Annotated in this window: 13 protein-coding genes and 1 pseudogene; 4 read left to right on the top strand and 10 right to left on the bottom strand. The window is 74.9% G+C overall.

Features of this window, described 5'->3' with window-relative positions; genetic code table 11:
• Positions 1-55 precede the first annotated feature (55 nt).
• Positions 56-2,146, bottom strand: a complete 2,091-nt coding sequence (locus WHI96_RS19830) for a helix-turn-helix transcriptional regulator (protein WP_345644745.1) — start codon at positions 2,144-2,146, stop codon at positions 56-58.
• Positions 2,147-2,330: 184 nt separating this feature from the next.
• Positions 2,331-2,795 (bottom strand): annotated as a pseudogene (locus WHI96_RS27915) (ATP-binding protein); the annotation flags it as partial.
• Between the two features lie 265 nt (positions 2,796-3,060).
• Between WHI96_RS27915 and WHI96_RS19825 the strand changes: the two are divergent.
• Positions 3,061-3,360: a GNAT family N-acetyltransferase gene (locus tag WHI96_RS19825; RefSeq protein WP_345644742.1), complete on the top strand. Its 300-nt coding sequence runs from the start codon at positions 3,061-3,063 to the stop codon at positions 3,358-3,360.
• Between the two features lie 102 nt (positions 3,361-3,462).
• On the top strand, positions 3,463-4,386 hold the full coding sequence (locus WHI96_RS19820) for a DUF5996 family protein (protein WP_345644740.1): 924 nt from the start codon (positions 3,463-3,465) through the stop codon (positions 4,384-4,386).
• A gap of 193 nt (positions 4,387-4,579) precedes the next feature.
• Here WHI96_RS19820 and WHI96_RS19815 read toward each other — a convergent pair whose 3' ends face one another.
• The 3 genes from WHI96_RS19815 to WHI96_RS19805 form a co-directional block, all read right to left on the bottom strand.
• Positions 4,580-4,966, bottom strand: a complete 387-nt coding sequence (locus WHI96_RS19815; protein WP_345644737.1) for a DoxX family protein — start codon at positions 4,964-4,966, stop codon at positions 4,580-4,582.
• A 213-nt stretch (positions 4,967-5,179) separates the two neighbouring features.
• Positions 5,180-5,959 carry a thioesterase II family protein gene (locus tag WHI96_RS19810; RefSeq protein ID WP_345644734.1) on the bottom strand — a complete coding sequence of 260 codons (780 nt, stop codon included), beginning with the start codon at positions 5,957-5,959 and terminating at the stop codon, positions 5,180-5,182.
• The gene (locus WHI96_RS19805) at positions 5,956-6,846 is read right to left on the bottom strand and encodes an ROK family protein (protein ID WP_345644731.1); all 891 of its coding nucleotides are present in this window, start codon (positions 6,844-6,846) and stop codon (positions 5,956-5,958) included. Before WHI96_RS19805 ends, WHI96_RS19810 begins: the two co-directional genes overlap by 4 nt.
• Before the next feature lie 281 nt (positions 6,847-7,127).
• On the opposite strand from WHI96_RS19805, the gene WHI96_RS19800 reads away from it, so the two are divergent.
• Positions 7,128-8,552 (top strand): MFS transporter, encoded by a 1,425-nt coding sequence (locus tag WHI96_RS19800; RefSeq protein WP_345644728.1) that lies wholly within the window; start codon positions 7,128-7,130, stop codon positions 8,550-8,552.
• Positions 8,553-8,561: 9 nt separating this feature from the next.
• Here the strand turns inward: WHI96_RS19800 and WHI96_RS19795 are convergent, their stop codons facing one another.
• The 5 genes from WHI96_RS19795 to WHI96_RS19775 all read right to left on the bottom strand — a co-directional run bounded on the left by WHI96_RS19795 (position 8,562) and on the right by WHI96_RS19775 (position 14,324).
• The gene (locus tag WHI96_RS19795) at positions 8,562-8,735 is read right to left on the bottom strand and encodes a 3-deoxy-7-phosphoheptulonate synthase (protein ID WP_345644725.1); all 174 of its coding nucleotides are present in this window, start codon (positions 8,733-8,735) and stop codon (positions 8,562-8,564) included.
• A gap of 83 nt (positions 8,736-8,818) precedes the next feature.
• The gene (locus WHI96_RS19790) at positions 8,819-10,207 is read right to left on the bottom strand and encodes a helix-turn-helix transcriptional regulator (RefSeq protein WP_345644722.1); all 1,389 of its coding nucleotides are present in this window, start codon (positions 10,205-10,207) and stop codon (positions 8,819-8,821) included.
• A complete protein-coding gene (locus WHI96_RS19785) occupies positions 10,134-11,513 on the bottom strand; it encodes an ATP-binding protein (protein WP_345644719.1) in 1,380 nt (459 codons plus the stop codon). Before WHI96_RS19785 ends, WHI96_RS19790 begins: the two co-directional genes overlap by 74 nt.
• A 166-nt stretch (positions 11,514-11,679) precedes the next feature.
• The gene (locus WHI96_RS19780) at positions 11,680-12,129 is read right to left on the bottom strand and encodes a hypothetical protein (protein ID WP_345644716.1); all 450 of its coding nucleotides are present in this window, start codon (positions 12,127-12,129) and stop codon (positions 11,680-11,682) included.
• Complete coding sequence (locus WHI96_RS19775) at positions 12,126-14,324, bottom strand: ATP-binding protein (RefSeq protein ID WP_345644713.1); 2,199 nt, start codon at positions 14,322-14,324, stop codon at positions 12,126-12,128. Before WHI96_RS19775 ends, WHI96_RS19780 begins: the two co-directional genes overlap by 4 nt.
• A gap of 462 nt (positions 14,325-14,786) precedes the next feature.
• Here WHI96_RS19775 and WHI96_RS19770 point away from each other — a divergent pair, with 462 nt between their 5' ends.
• Positions 14,787-16,367, top strand: a complete 1,581-nt coding sequence (locus tag WHI96_RS19770; RefSeq protein WP_349302428.1) for an ABC transporter substrate-binding protein — start codon at positions 14,787-14,789, stop codon at positions 16,365-16,367.
• Positions 16,368-16,426 lie beyond the last annotated feature (59 nt).

Here is a 16,426-nt window from a genome sequence, read left to right as displayed (position 1 = left end):
TCCCGGGCGAGCCGACGGATCGGGCGCGCGATCGGTCACCGGCGGGCGGGCCGGATCACTCCCCGGGCCCGAGGGCGCGGAACCTCAGGTCGCCCGCCATGGCGATCCGCGCGAGCTCGCCACGGGAGGTGACGCCGAGCTTGGGGTAGACGCTGCCCAGGTGGTGCCCGACCGTGCGGTGGCTGATCAGCAGCCGGGCCGCGATCTCCCGGTTGGTGAGCCCCTCGGCGGCCAGCTGGGCGACCCGCAGCTCCTGGGCGGTGAGCCCGGCCCCGGCCGGCTCGTGCCGCGCCCCGGACTGCGCGGCCAGGCCCAGCTCCCGCACCGCCCGTGCCCGCAGCGGCGCCGCGCCGAGGCGGGCGAAGGTCTCGGCCGCCCCGGTGAGCTCGTGCCGGGCGTCGGCGCGCCGGCGGACCCGCCGCAGCCACTCGCCGTACAGCAGCCGGGTGCGGGCCTGCTCGAAGGGGTCCGGGGCGGTGCCCGCGCCGTCGAGCGCGGCCCGGTACGCGGCCTCCGTGTCCGGCCCGCCGGCGGCGAGGGCGCGGAGACGGTGGGCGGCCGTACGGGCCCAGTGGGCGCCGGTCCGCCGGGCCCACGTCTCGACGGCCGCCAGCCGGGCCGCGGCCGTCTCCGTGCGGCCCTCCTGCGTCGCGGCCTCGGCGGTGTCCGGGGCGGCGAGCAGCGCGAACGTGGGGTGGGCGGCCTCGTGGCCGGGCTCGTCGAGCGGCATCAGGTGGTGCAGGGCGTCGCGGGGCCTGCCGTCGAACAGCGCCGCCCGGCCGCGCACCCAGTACGCCGACGCGGTGAGCGCGCGCACCCCCTGCCGGACCGAGACGGCCAGCGCCAGGGTGGTGTGCCCGTCCAGTCCGGGGGCGTCGCCGCGGGCCGCGGCCAGGTTGGCCAGACAGAGCCGGCACTGGCTCGCCACGTGGTCCGCTCCGACCTCCTCGGCCAGCCTCAGGCCCTCGGTGGCCCCGGCCTCGGCCGCCTCCCACCGGCCCGCCGCGGCGTCGAGGACCGCGCTCTGCGCGAGCACCATCGCGAGCGCGGCGAGCTCGTGCCGCCGCCGCAGCTGCGCGGCCTGCACCCGCAGCACGTCGTGCAGGGGCCCCTCGACCCCGCAGGCCTGGGCCAGCGGCACGGGCGGCAGCAGCTCCCACGGCACGGTCCCGAGCAGGCCGACGGCGGCGGCGTCCGGGGCCGGGAGCGGCCCGGCCGCCCGGCCGGTCCCGTCGTAGCAGGCCCACCAGGCCCGCAGCGTCGGCATGACCGGTGCCAGCTCGCCGCCGGGGTCGAGGGCGAGCAGCCGCGCCAGCGCCGCCTGCTGCAGGTCCGGGCGGCCCGCCGACCACGCCGCGCGGGCCGCCACCGTGCCCAGCTCCATCGCCGTGCGCGTCCCGTCGACGACGGCCATGTCCCCCACCAGGTAGTGGTGGGCGCGCTCGGCGAGGCCGACGGTGAACTCGAGGATCCCGCGCAGCCCGCCGCTGCACCGCACGACGGGCTCCACCCCGCCCAGGCGCTCGGCGTCGTCGAGCAGCCGCCGGGCCCCCTCGGCGTCGCCGGCGTCCCAGGCGGCGCGGGCGGCGACCGCCAGCCGGCGCGCGGCGTCCGCGGGGTCCGGTGACAGGTCGGCGGCCCGCCGCAGCGTGCGTGCCGCCAGTGGGCCGGCGCTGCGCTCCAGGCACCGGGCGGCCGCCTGCTCCAGCAGCGCCGCGACGTCCTCGTCGGCGCCGTCCGCAGCGGCCGCCAGGTGCCAGGCGCGGTGCTCGGTGTCCCCGGCCGGCAGCGCCGCGGCCAGCGCGCGGTGCGCGGCCCGGCGGTCCGGGAAGGGGGCGCCGTCGTAGAGGGCGGCCGGGACCAGCGGGTGGCGGAACCGGAGGCGGGCGCCCGAGGCCTGCAGCAGGCCGGAGCGCAGCGCCTCGTCCCAGGTGGAGGCGTCGACACCCCACCCGGCACCGGCCCGGTCGACGACGTGCCGGTCGCCCCGCCCCTCGGCGGCCGCCAGCAGCAGCAACGCCCGGGTGGCCGGCTTCAGCGCCTCGGCACGGGCGCAGAACGCCTGCCGCAACCGGGGCCCCACCGGCACCGGCTCCCCGGACGCCCCGTCGTCGGGATCGCGCCCGACGGTGGGCAGCTCCTGCAACGCGAGCGGATTGCCCCCCCGCCATCGCGACCGTGCCCTCGACGAGGGCCTCGTCGGCGTCGGGGACGGCGGCGGCGACCAGCCGGCGGGCGTCGTGGTCGGTGAGGCCCACGACCTCCAGCGCCGGCACCCCCTCCCAGGGGCCCGGGGACGGGTCCGCGTGGTCGGTCAGGATCACCACGACCGGCTCGGTCCGCACCCGGCGCGCGAGGAAGCCCAGACAGTGCGCGGTCGCCTCGTCGACCCACTGCGCGTCGTCGACGACGACGAGCACCGGCCGCTCCCGGGCCAGGCCGGAGAGCAGCGACACCACGGCCGCGCCGATGAGGAAGCGGTTGGCCGGGTCCCGGCTGATCCCGAACGCGCCGCGCAGCGCGGCGGCCTGCGGGTCCGGGAGCTCGTCGAGCCGGTCGAGCACCGGCCACAGCAGCGCGTGCAGCGCGCCGAAGGCGAGCCCCGCCTCCATCCGGGTGCCCCGGGTCCGCAGCACCGTGACCCCGGACGCGGCGTCGACGACGTGGTCGACCAGTGCGGTCTTGCCGATCCCCGGCTCCCCCCACAGCACGAGCGCCGCTCCCGCGCCGTCGGCCGCGCGAGCCAGCAGCCGCTCCAGCGCCGCGGTCTCGGCACGCCGCCCGAACAGCTCCATGACCCCCCGCAGCCCGGTCCCGCCGGCCGCCGTGTCGCGACCGGTCCGACGCACCACCGTAACCACGTCGTCCGGATCGTCCCGGTGACCGATCCGGTGACCGATCCGCCCAGCACCGGCCGGATCCGACACTCGCCGGGTGACCCGCCCGCACCCGGCGCACGGCGATCAGCACACGGCCCGGGACGCCGGCGCCCACCCCGGACACACCGACCCCGCGTACCGCTGACGCGGGCGACGGCCGACCACTCGGAGAGGCCCCCACATGATCGTCGTCACCGACAACCGCTCCGCGAACCGGTTCGAGGCCCACGACGGCGGAACGCTCGCCGGCGTCGCCGCGTACGCACGCACACCGGAGCTCGTCGCCTTCGTGCACACCGAGGTCGACCCGGCCTTCGAGGGACGCGGGGTGGGATCGGCACTGGCCCGCGAGGGCATCGCGTCGGCGCAGGCCGACGGGCTGCGGGTACTCGCGATCTGCCCGTTCGTCGCCGCCTGGCTGGCACGCCGTCCCGAGCTCGCCCACCTCGAGTACCGGGCGACCGGCACGGTCACCGACTGACCGGTCGCCGACACCGCATCCGCGCACCCGGAGGACGGCACCACGGGCCGCGTCACCGCCGGGACCGGGAACGCGATCCCGGCCGACCCACGAGGAGATCCGATGAGCAGCACGACGACGAGCTGGCCGAGCCTGCGCGTGGCGGACTGGACCGCCACCCGCGAGACCCTGCACATGTGGACCCAGATCGTGGGCAAGATCCGCATGGCCCACGCCCCGCTGCTCAACCACTGGTGGCAGGTGACGCTGTACGTGGGCCCGCGCGGGCTGACGACGTCGTCGGTCCCGTACGGCACCGGGGCCTTCGAGATCGAGCTGGACCTGCTCGGCCACCGGCTCGAGGCCCGCAGCAGCGACGGCGGCGCGCTCGGCTTCGGGCTGGCGCCGATGCCGGTCGCCGAGTTCTACGGCAACGTCCTGGACGTGCTCGGCCGGCTCGGCGTCTCCGCGCCGATCCGGCCGCACCCCAACGAGGTCGACCCGGCGATCCCGTTCGCCGAGGACCACACCCACGCCTCCTACGACGCCGAGGCGGCCACCCTGTTCTGGCGGCAGCTGCTGCAGGCGAACCGAGTGATCGGTGAGTTCCGGTCGCATTTCGTCGGCAAGGTCAGCCCGGTGCACTTCTTCTGGGGCGGCATGGACCTGGCCTGCACCCGCTTCTCCGGGCGGACGGCGCCGCCGCACCCCGGCGGGGTGCCCAACTGCGGCGACTGGGTCATGGTCGAGGGGTACTCGCGGGAGCTGTCCAGCTGCGGCTTCTGGCCCGGTGGCGGCGAGGAGGGCGCCTTCTACTCCTACGCCTACCCCGCGCCCGACGGCTTCGCCGAGGCCCCGGTCGGCCCGGACGGTGCCTTCTACAGCGCGGACTTCCAGCAGTTCCTGCTGCCCTACGAGGTCGCCCGCGCCGCACCCGACCCGGACCGCGCGGTCGCCGAGTTCCTCCGCACGACCTACGAGGCCGCCGCGGACCCCGGGCACTGGGACCGCTCCGCGCTGGAGGACGACCCGCTCCGCTGGGCGTGACCGGCGGTGTGCCGGTCGTCCCACGGCCCCGCCGTCGGCCGAGAGCGCCGTCGGCGGTCACCGGGCCCGGCTACTCGCCGAGGTGTGAGGACCCCGCCTCCACCGAACCCGGACCTCGAGTCCGACGTGCGCCGATCGAGCCTGTCCTCCTCCGGCGGCCGGACGGACCCGCCGATCCTCATGCCCAGACGGGTCAGGTCGTCGGCTTCGCGGTCGTGCGGGCACGGGACACCGGACGCCGCGAGAGCACGTGGAGCACCGTCAACGACGCCGCCACCACGAGCAGAACGAGCGCGGACGTGCCTGCCGGGATCACGTCGCCGCGCAACAGGTGGAAGCCCACCGCGCCCAGGAGCAGGAGCAGAAGACCGATGGACGCGGCAAGACCGATCCTCGGCACGCGCAGACCCACCAGCAGACCGAGCGCACCTGCGACCTCGAGCACTCCGATGACCACCACGAGACCCGCCGGCAGGCCCAGCTGTTCGACGAACGTCGCCGTTGTGACGATCTTGCCACCGCCGATGGCGAGAAACGCGATCGCGGCGAGGACCGACAACACACCGAGTGCGATTCGCACCGAGGACTCCTTTCGTCCGGGACCACCGTCCCGGGACCGGACTGTCTGTCGCCGTTGACGGTCGTACCGAGGCTAGGGTCTGCCTTCCACTCCCTGCCCACTGCCGAGCCATCGGTCCACCGCCCGGTCGGGACGGCACGGACGCGCGACGGGCGGAGGCCGAGGACTCGTCTCGTCAGGCCCCCGGGGGTGGCCCACGGCTGCCGGGAGCCGTCACCCGGATGCGCAGGGGTCTCCACCGGCCGACGACCTGACCAGGTCGAGGAGGAACGGCGTGTCGTCGTCGAGGTAGAAGTGCCCGCCAGTGCGGGTGAACAGCCGAAAGGGCCCCGTTGTCGTGGCACCCCACCCGTGCGCGTCGGCGGGGGTGACGCGGGGGTCGGAGTCGCCGACGACCGCCGTGACGGGAATGTCCAGCAGCGGGCCCGGACGGTACCGGTGGCCGTCGAGGAGCGCGTAGTCACCGCGGATGACCGGCAGGAAGGCGGCGCGGACCTCCGGATCCTCGAGCAGCGCCACCCCACGACCGCCGAGCCGCCGAACGTCGGCGAGCACCGTGTCCTCCTCGACCGGCAGCCGCTCGGAGACGTCCGGCCGGGGCGGACGCCGCCCGGACACCACCAGGGCGCTGGGTGACGCGGCACGGGCCTGCAACACCCGGCTCACCTCGTGCGCGACGACGGCGCCCATGCTGTGTCCGAACAGGATGGTGCGCCGAGCCCCCGTCAGCGGTGCGACGACATCTGCCACCCCGGTGACGAGCGCCATGAGGTCGAGGGGGGCGGGCTCGGCCCGGCGGTCGAAGCGACCCGGGTAGTGGACGGGGAGGGCCGTCACCTCCGGGGCCAGCGCCACGGACCACCGGTGGAAGTAGGCGGCGGTACCTCCCGCGTGCGGGAAGCACACCAGCAGCGGCGCCGCGGGGTCGACCTCGCGCACCGGGGCCAGCCACGGGCGAGCCGCCTCCAACACCGGGTCCGGTCGGGGGCTCACAGCGGCGCACCCGGCCGGAGCGAGCGGGCGAGCGAGAGGGCACCGTGCAGGGACGACGCTCCCCCGAGCGCAGCCGCGCGGACCTCGGGGAGACGATGCCCCACCCGCGCGTATCCGGCCACGTGGTCCGCGACGACGGTCGTGAGGTCCGGGATCCCCGCGGCGAAGCCTCCTCCGATCACGGCGAGATCGACCTGCAGCAGCTCCCCCACCCCGACGACCGCGGCGGCCAGCGCCCGGCCCGCCGCCCGGACCGCTCCGTCCGCCCACGGGGCACCGGCACGCCATGCCTCGCGGAGCTGTTCGTACCCGGTCTCGTACCCGCGCGCCGTACTCGCGGCCCGCAGCACCGCCGGTCCGGACGCGACCGCCTGCAGACATCCGCGCCTGCCGCAGTCGCACCGTGGACCGTCGAGCGCGACGACCATGTGCCCCACCTCGCAGGACCCGCGCCCCGGCCGCGGGAGCGGCCTGCCGTCGCAGACGATCCCTCCGCCGACCCCGGTCCCCACCCCGAGGTAGACCACGTCCGGCCGCCCGGCGTGCTCGGCCTCGGCGAGCGCCGCGAGGTCGCCGTCGTCCGCGGTCGCCGTGGGGACCGCGGGGAACAGGTCGGCCACCAGGCCGCCCCAGTCCAGGCCCACCCAGCTCGGACGGTTCGGCCAGCTCGTGACGGTCCCCGACCGGTCGACGCTCGCGGGGAGCGACACGCCGACGGCGCGGGCCCCGGGCTGCTCCCCGGCCACCAGCGAACGCAACAGGTCGAGATCGTCGGACCTGCTCGCCCCGTCGGACCAGCGCACGACGGTCTCCTGCGGCGGGCCGTCGTCGCCCTCGCGACGCAGCGCGACCTTCGTCCCGCCGATGTCGAGTGCCAGGATGCTCACCGGTCGCCTCTCTCAGGGGTGTGCGGCACCGTCGGTCCTCGCGTGCCGGGAGCCGCCGCCGTCGACCGTCAGCATCGACGGCACCGCCCATCCCGGGCTCATCCGCCGGTCACCGGCCGCACCTGCGGCGTGAGTCGCGCCACAGCGGTCGTCGGAGGGGGCGCACCGACCAGGACGGTCACATCGCTGTTCCCGAGGCGACCGGGATGTTCCCCCTTCTGCCGGTGGCGCGCGCAGCCGACCCTGCGGGACGGAAACCCGTCTCGACGAAGGGACCCCCCGTGTCCACCGCTCCGCCCCGCTCCGTGGCCCGGCCCGGGCTCACCCTGGCCCTGCTCGCCTTCGCCCAGTTCATGACCGCGATCGACTTCGACATCGTGTTCGTCGCGCTACCCGAGATCGGCCGCGACCTCGGCTTCTCCGAACAGTCGCTGCAGACGGTCGTGAGCGCCTACACCGTCGTGCTCGGCGGCTTCCTGCTGCTCGGCGGGCGGGCCGCGGACCGGTTGGGGGCACGGCGCGTGTTCGTCGTCGGACTCGCGATCTTCGGCCTGTCCTCACTGGTGGCGGGGCTCGCGGACGGTCCGACCGTCCTCGTGCTCGCCCGGGCGGTGCAGGGCCTCGGCGCCGCCCTGCTCACCCCGTCGACCCTGAAGCTCGTGGCCGCGCACTTCGAGGAGGGAGCCGCACGCAACAGGGCGCTCGCGATCTGGGGCGCGGCCGGCGCGAGCGGCGCCGCGGTCGGCGCGCTCGGAGGAGGTGTGCTCACCAGCCTGCTCGGGTGGGAGTGGGTCTTCTTCGTGAACGTGCCCCTCGTGGTCGTCTCGCTGGTCGCGGCCCCCGTACTGCTCGACCGGGACGCGGGACGGCATCCCGGAGGCTTCGACCTGCCGGGAGCCGTACTCGCCACCGCAGGCTTCACCCTCGTGGTCCTGGGGCTCGTGTCCGGACCCGAGACCGGATGGCTGTCGGTACGGGGTACGGGCGCCCTGGTGCTCGGCGTCGTCCTGGTGGGCCTGTTCCTGCTGGTGGAGTCGCGCACCCGTGACCCGCTCGTGCCGCTGCGCATCTTCGGCAACCGCAACGTGCTCGCCGCGACGGTGGTGATCTTCGTGTTCATGGGGACCGTGGGCACGCAGTACTACCTGTTCACGACCTACCTGCAGTCGGTCCTGGGCTACTCCCCGCTCACCGCGGGACTCGCCTTCCTGCCGCTGAGCATCTGCAGCATGCTGGCCTCGATGAAGCTGGTCCCGCTGCTGCTCGGCAGGCTGGGGATCCGTTCCACCCTCGTCCTCGGCATGACCGGGGTGGCCGCGTCGCTCGCCGCGCTCGCTCTCGGGATGTCCGTCGACGGCACATACTGGGCCGTGCTGCCCGGTGTGCTCCTGTGGGGCACCTCGGCGGGGCTCGCGTTCCCGCCGCTGTTCGTCTCGGTGTCCACCGGGGTCGTGCCCGAGCAGCAGGGGGTCGCCTCCGCCCTGGCCTCGACGTCGCAGTACCTGGGGTCCGCGGTCGGCCTGGCCGCGCTCGTCGCGGTGGCGACCGCCGGCCTGGGACCCGACGCGACCCCGGACGCCGTCGTCGCGGGGCTGCGTCTCGCCGGGTGGGTGGCCGCGGCGGTCACCCTCGTCGGGGTGGGCCTGGCCGCGGCGATCCTGCGCCCCGCGCGGCCGGCCGTCGTGCAGCCGGTGCAGAGCGTGTGACGGGGTCGCTCACCCGAACTCGTGCGCGGCGACCGCGGCGACCTCGACCGCCTGCGCGGCGTTGAGCCGCGGGTCGCAGGCGGTGAGGTAGCGGTCACCGAGGTCACCGGGTGCGACGGCGCCGCGAACGGCGGAATCAGGTGTGCGGCGTCGCCGGCCGGCAGCACCCGGCCGGAGCGCCACTCGGTCGCGAAGCGTGCCTGGAAGGTGCACACGACGTGCCGGTCGAGCGTGGCGTTGCCCGGGTCGAGTGCGAAGAGCGACCGTCAGCTCGCCCGGCTGACCGCGGCCCAGAGGTCCGGCGGGAGGTCGCGGCGCCTGCGCACGCCGAGTTTGCGGTAGACCCTCGTCAGGTGCTGCTCGACCGTGCTCGGGGTGATGTAGAGGCGTGAGCCGATCTCTCGGTTCGAGTAGCCCCGGACGGCGAGCCCGGCCACCCGCCGTTCCGATTCGGAGAGCGCGGAGGCGGCGGTCTCGGTCCCGTCGCCTGCGTGCTCCGACCCGGCGGTGTGCTCCAGATCCCGCACGAGCGTGGTGACGCCGGCGACCCGGGCCAGGTGCAGGGCACGACGTGAGGTGAGCCGCGCGGTGCGGATCTCCTCCACCGCCCGGTAGGCCTCGCTGAGGTCCGACAGGGCGAAGGCCTGCCCGACCACGTCCCCCGCCGACTCGAACAGCTCCAGAGCCTCGGTCAGCATGCCGACCCGCCGATCCGGCGCGCTCGCCGCGGCGAGCACCCGCAGCGCGGAGGCACGCGTCCGCGGCGCACGGCTCGGCAGCAGCTCCTGCGCGATCCTGCGTGCCTCGGCGAGCTCCCCCCGTTGCAACCGGGCGGTCGCCGTACCGAGACGCCACGCGACCGCCTCGTCGGCGACATCACGGCCCCAGCGCTCCAGCATGGCACCGCACTCGGTGAAGTCCGCCAGTGCGGCCGCGGGATGGCCCGTCGCCATCCGGAAGCGGGCGCGCCCCCGTCGGTAGCGCAGGCCCGCGATCCCGACGTCCATCGCCCCCGGAACCGTCGTCACCAGCCACTGAGCCGCATCGTCGAGCCTGCCGGTGCCGACGAGTGCGTCCACGAGCACCCCGAGCGGGGTACCGATCTCGATCCCCCAGGCAGGCACGGGCAGGGTGCGCAGCGCGTCGCTCGCCCACCGCGTGGCCGAGGCGAGGTCCCCCTGTTGCAGGGCGACCCCGGCCAGTACCGCCGCGATCCTCGCCCGCGCCGTCGTCGGCATCCCCTCGCCGAGCAGCTGCTCACCCCGGTCCGACGCGTCGCCCGGGCTCCCGGCCGCCGCCAGCACGTCGAGGGCGAGCACCGACGCCTCCTCCGACCAGTTGCTCCCCCGGCCGTGCCGCACGTCGCGCAGGACGATCTCCGCGTGCGGCACGACCCGCCCGGGAGTCCCGTGCTCGAGGGCGTCGGCGAGCAGCGCGGCGGACACCAGCCAGGGGTCCGTCTCCGGTCGCACCCGGCCCGCGCGCGTCCGGCCGGCCCACGGCTGCGGGTGTTCCGGGATCGCCCCGGGCGCCCGATGGCGCACCCACGTCTGCAGTGCGGACAGGGCCAGGGTGTCGACGTCACCGTCCCGTCCGAGGTCGGAGAGCAGCGCGACGGCCTCCGCCGTCCGGCCGTGCCACACCAGCTGCCGCACCGCCTCCGCCGCGTCGTGGTCGGCCACCCCCCGCCGGAGCGCCTCCTCGAGCGGGCGCAGCGACGCGAGCGGCCGGACCCGCCACAGCACGGCGGCGAGCCGGGCCGCGAGGGGTCGACTCCCGCCCCGCCGGGCAGTGGTGCCAGGCCACCTGCAGGCACCGCGCCGCGTGCTCCGGCTCCTGGTCGAGCACCGCACGGTCGGCCGCCTCCACGAGGGCGTCCACCGCCCAGGGTACGTCCGCACGGCATCGGTCCCCCGCTGCCAGGAGATGTTCGACGACCACCGACACCGGCCGACCGGCCTCGCGGGCGACCTGCGCGGCCGCGAGGTGCATGTCGGCCCGTCGGGCCGGGCCGATCCGGTCGAGCACGGCGTCGCGCGCCGCGGTCACGGGGTATCCCGGCCCGGTGGGCAGACCCGCCTCGGCGAGGGTCACCAGCGCCGCCTCCGCGGCCTCCCGGGTGACGCCGGCGACCTGGGCGACCTCGCCGGTCGACGGATCAGCGGCCGCCGACGTCTCCGCGAGCACCGCGAGCGCGGCCGCCACCTCGGTCACCACGGGTCCACCGCGATGAACCCCCGCCACGACGGCCCGGGCGTAGCGCTCCGAACCGGAGGCCGCCCCGTGGACGAGGTCCTCGACCAGTGCGTCGAGCAGCAGCGGGCTCCCGCCCGACAGCGCGACCGCCTCGTGCGCCAGCTCCTCCACCCGCTCCCCACCCAGCCGCGCGGCCAGGTGCTCCCGGACCTCGTCGGGAGAGAGCCTGTCGAGCCGCAGCCGATCGAGCCGCAGCGTCCTCGACACCTCCGCCAGGAACGCCGCGCTGTCCGCGGCGGCGGACTGCGGGGTCTGCACCGCGGCGACGAGGACGACGCTGCGCGGGGGCACCCTCCGCAACAGGTAGAGCAGCAGCTCCAGCGACTCCGGGTCGGCGAGCTGGAGATCGTCGAGCACGAACATCAGCGGCCCGGCGTGGTCCCCGACCCGGCCGAGGAGATCCGCGGTCACGGACTCGAACTGCAGCACCCGGTCGTCGGGCGCCCTCGGAACGCCCGTCACCGGGTCCGGCGACCGGGGACCGACCATCTGACGGGCGACTCCGAGCGGCACGGACCGCTCGGCCCGCGACCCGGTCGCGGACAGTACGGCGTACCCCCGCTCCACGGCCCGGTCGGCGATCAGCCGCAACGTCGTCGTCCGACCGACACCGATCGGGCCCTCGACGAGGAGCGCGCGGCCGCCACACGGCTCGCCGCCCAGCAGCTCCCCTATCCGGCGCTCCACCACATCTCGTCCGAGCACGACCCACGACTCCTTCACACCGCCGTCCGAACGCGGGCCGTGACGAGCCGATCCGTGCAGGGACGCCGTTGCCCTCGCCGTCGTCGGCAGACCCGCTCCACGATGGTCACCGACGCCGCCCACTGGACGGGAACTGTCCCGTCATCGTCCGCCGTGGGCGGGGCCGTCACCCCGAGAGCCGGCCGGCCACCGGGTCCGGCACCGCTGCGGGAGCACCCACGCCGGGGCCGCTGCCGCGCACGTCGGTCCACCGGGCCCGCCGCGCGAGCCGGTCACGCCGACGCAGCTGGGACACGGCCACGTGCCGCAACAACCCGTGCCGGAAGGAGTAGACGAACTCGCCGGTGGCGGACCGCCGTCCGTTGCGGACGAGCACACCGTGCTTCTCCAGGCCGTCCAGGACGGCGGTGACGTCCTGACGGTCGGTACCGCTCATCGCGCAGAGCGGCTCGGCCCACACCTGCGAGCCGATCACCGCGGCGTCCTGCAGGACCGACTTCTCCCGCTGGGTGAGCGTGTCGAGGCGGGCCGCGAGGATGGTGTGGACGGACTGCGGCAGCCGGACGCGCTCCTCGGCAGCACCGGACCCGTCGCCGTCCGCGGACGGGATCGTCACGAGGGGGATCGACCTGGTCCGCAGCATCTGCAGGTACTCCCCCGCGAAGAGCGGGTTGCCACCGACCCGGGGGCGATCTGCGACAAGCAGGCCCGGGTCTTGCCCACCCCCGGCAGGAGATCCGGAACCCGGTTCTGTGCCGTCGGCTCCTCGCCCAGGCGCAGGTCCAGCAGGCCGACCAGCTCGTGGACCTCGTCGTCGGACAGCGGCCCCAGGGTCCGCACCGTCGTCGTGGGCGCTCCACCGCCCCATGCCGGACGTCGACGGAGCAGCTCCGGACGCGCCGTGGCCAGCACGAGGACCGGTACCGGGCCGAGCCTGCGGTCGAGGTCCTCGACGACGTCGAGCAACGCGCCGTCCGCGGTCTGGAGGTCCTCCAGGACGACGAACAGCGGTCTGCGCCGCGCCGACTCCTCGACGAAGCGCACCCAGGCCGCCGCCACCTGGTCGACCTCGACCGGGGATCGTGTGCTCTCGCACAGCTCGACCAGTGGACGCAGGGTCGACACCATCCACTCCGCCGTGCGCGCGTCGGCGACGAGGCCGTGCACGGCACGGGTGAGCTTGCGCAGCCCGGTCGGCGCGTCGTCGGCGGCGACGATGCCGCAGCAGTCCTTGAGGACGCCGGCGAGAGGGGTGACCGGGGCGTTCCACCCGAACCGGGGGGTCCGCCCCGACACGACCCGCACCTGGTCGTCCAGCCGGGTCCGGAGTTCCCGGACCAGGCGGCTCTTGCCGACGCCCGGCTCCCCGAACAGGGTCATCGTCTGCGGCCTGCGGGTCCGGACGACCTCCTCCAGAAGGCGGTCCAGCATCGCCGTCTCGGCGCCACGGCCGACGAACGGGCCGCTGAAGGTGGCACTCTCGTGCTCCGGTCGCACCCCGACGACGTGGCCGTCCGGGGCGTAGGTCACCGCGCCCCGGCTGGCCAGCCTGCTGGTGGCGCACGCGCGGATCTCGCCCGGCCGCAGCTCGGCGAGCTGGTGCAGACAGGCGTCGATCACCTCGCCGGTGACCTCGGCGCCCTCCGTCGCCCGCCCGGTCACCAACGCCTCGCCGGTCGCGACCGCGATCCGCACGCGGGCCGCCGGTGACCGCCCCGACCCGACGATCTCGTCGAGTCTGCGCCGGATGGAGCAGGCGGCACGAATCGCCCGTTCGGCGTCGTCCTCGTGGGTCCGGCACAGCCCGAACACCGCCTGCCACATGGGCCCCAGGGAGGTGTGCAGCGTGCCCCCGAAGATGCGCACCTCCGCCTCGAGCACCGCACCCAGCTCGCGCGCCCGCTCGGCCACGGCTTCCGGGTCGTCGTCCGTCCGGCCCACGGACTCCGCCCGCACCAGGAGCATGCTCACCCACGTGCGCTCGCTGACCGTCTCGAGCTCGGGCGCCGTCACGGCGTGCACAGGGGTGTCCTCGGGCGGCGGTTCGACCCGGGCCAGCACCTCGTCGTGCTGGAGGATGGCCCGCTCGAGCTCCTGCAGCTCGGGCCCGGGGTCCAGCCCGTACTCGGTCAGCAGTGCGCTGCGGGCGCGCCGGAACACCTCCAGGGCCTCCGTCTGCCGCCCCGAGCGGTACAGCGCCACCATGAGCTGGCCGCACAGGCGCTCCCGGGCGGGCTCGGCCCCGCACGCGGCCTCGAGCTCGTGCAGGATCTCCTGGTGCCGGCCGAGGGCGAGCTCGGCGTCGACGAGGTCCTCGAACGCGGTCAGGCGCGCCCTCTCCAGCGCGACGAGCTCCGGCCACTCCCGCCCCGTCTCGGCGAGGTCGGCGAACGCCGGGCCGCGCCAGAGCGACAGTCCCTCCCGCAACGCCCCGGCCGCCCCGACCCAGTCGCCCTCGGCCAGACTCGTCCGCCCGCGCTCGCGCAGTGCCTGGAAGCAGAGCAGGTCGACCTGCGTCTCGGGTACGCGCAGCAGGTACCCCGGTGCCCGGGTGAGCACCTCGACCTCCTGGTCACCGCCGCCCGACTCCGCGATCCGCTGTCGCAGCCCCGACACGGCGTTCTGCAGCATCTTGCGTGCGGTCGCCGGCGGCATCTCGCCCCACAGCGCCTCGACCAGGCGGCTCGTCGCGACCGCCCGGTTCGCGTTCAGCAGCAGATAGGCCAGCGTCGCCCGCTGGTGGAGCCCGCCGAGCGCGACCGGCTCATCGCCGGACCGGAGTTCGATCGATCCCAGAACGTTGAACTGCACCCGACACTCCCGACGCGGACTCCGACAAGCGCGACGACGGTCCGGGACACGGTGCGCACGCGCCCGTGGACCCGGTGCCGGCACATCGTGCGTGGGGCGACATCTCTCCGGGTCCTTCCTCATGGGCCGTCGGACCGGGTCCACCGGTGTGACACGACCACGCTAACAACCGCTTGACGCCATCAGGAAGGTTCGGCGAGGGGATTCCCGGGTGCCGGAACAGGCCGAAGTTGACCGGACACCTCCGGATAGGGGTGCCTAGGGGTGCGGACAGGGGTTCGCACACGACGAGTTGACATAACGTCGTCGCGAATATCGGACCGTTCCTCGACAGGAACGACATGGCGGTCCCGATCGAGGGAATCCCCGATCCGGACGCCGCGCCACCTCTCCAGATCTGTGAACGAGGAGACCACGACCGTGTCCATTCGACGTGCCGCTCTCGCGACGGTTGCCGCTCTCGTGTGCGTTTCCGTGCTTCTCGGCGCCTGTTCGGGCCCGCCTGCAGGCGGCGGGGCGACCTCGTCCGGCGAACCGACCGCCGGCGGTACGCTCACCTACGCCCTGACCACCGATCCGCTGTCGTTCAACCCGTCCGGGAACAACGCCGGTGTCGACTCGTGGGCGGTCACGCGCCAGCTGTTCGACTCGCTCCTGTTCCTCGATCCGGACAGCAAGCAGCTCGAGCCGTGGCTGGCCCAGAGCTGGTCGAGCAACGCCGATGCGACGGCCTTCACCTTCCGCCTGCGTGAGGACGCCACGTTCTCCGACGGCAGCACGGTCAGTGCGAGCGACGTCAAGGCGACCTTCGACGACCTGGTGGCGAACAAGGCGAAGAGCCCCGGGACGGCGAGCGCCTTCACCGGCTACCGCACCACCGACGTCGTCGACCCGCGCACCGCCGTCGTCCGCTTCTCGACGCCGAACGCCGCGTTCCCGGTCGCCACCGCGAGCGTGATGCTCGGCATCGTCTCGCGGTCGACCACCATCATCCCCTACGACGACCGCGCGACCGGCAAGGGTGTGATCGGCTCGGGACCGTTCGTCCTGCAGAGCTACACCAAGGACGTCTCCACCACGCTGGTGCGCAGGCCCGAGTACCGGTGGGCGCCCGCCGCCTTCGACCACAGCGGCGCGGCACACCTGTCCGCGATCGACTTCACCGTCGTGCCCGAGTCGGCGGTCCGCTCCGGGAGCCTGTCCGCCGGCTCGGTCGACGTCATCAGCGGGGTCGAGCCCACCGCGGTCGGCGAGCTCGAGTCGGTCGGCACCGTCCTCACCCGCTCGACCCCGGGGTACGTCAACGGCGTCTACTTCAACGCCTCCGGCCCCGCGACGGCCGACCCGGCGGTACGCCGAGGCATCGCGCACGCCGTCGACCCCACCCAGATCCGCGACACGGCGGCGACCGACAAGTTCGCCGTGGCCACGAGCATCCTGTCCGCGTCGACCCCCGGGTGGGCCGACGAGAGCTCATCGTTCGGGTTCGACCCGGCCGCGGCCGGACGGGACCTGGACTCCGCCGGGTGGGTCGCCGGACCGGACGGGGTCCGGGCGAAGAACGGGACGCGGCTGTCGCTGAAGCTCATCTACATGAACTCCTCCGCGCAGACCCAGAGTGCGGTGGAGGTGCTGCAGCAGCAGCTCCGCAGCGTCGGGGTGGACCTGACCCTGTCGGGCGGATCGGCACCGGACTTCCTGGCCGCGTGGCAGAGCGGAGACTTCGACGCCGCCTGGATCGCCGGGGGCGCCTCCGACGCCGACATCCTGCGGACCGTCTACGGCAGGAACGGCACCAACTTCTACAAGGTCGAGGACCCACAGCTCGACGACCTGCTCACCCGTCAGCTCGCCGCCGTCGACCAGGGTGCCCGGTTCGCGCTGCTCGCGCAGGTACAGAAGCGGATCGCCGACCAGTACTACCAGGTACCGGTCTACGAGAACACCGGGATCATCGCCACCACCACGGCGGTGCACGGCGTGGTCTTCGGTGCCGACTCCCGGCTCGACCTGCTCGTGGGCGCCTGGAAGGACCCGACCTGAGGGCTCACCGGCTCCCCGGCCGCCGGGGGGCCGGGGGCCATCGACCCGCACGAGCTGGG

It is taken from the genome of Pseudonocardia tropica, from assembly GCF_040105315.1.
Classification (GTDB): domain Bacteria; phylum Actinomycetota; class Actinomycetes; order Mycobacteriales; family Pseudonocardiaceae; genus Pseudonocardia; species Pseudonocardia alni.
The sequence above is the reverse complement of the archived record's forward strand: the minus strand, read 5'-3'. Positions and strand labels throughout refer to the sequence as shown.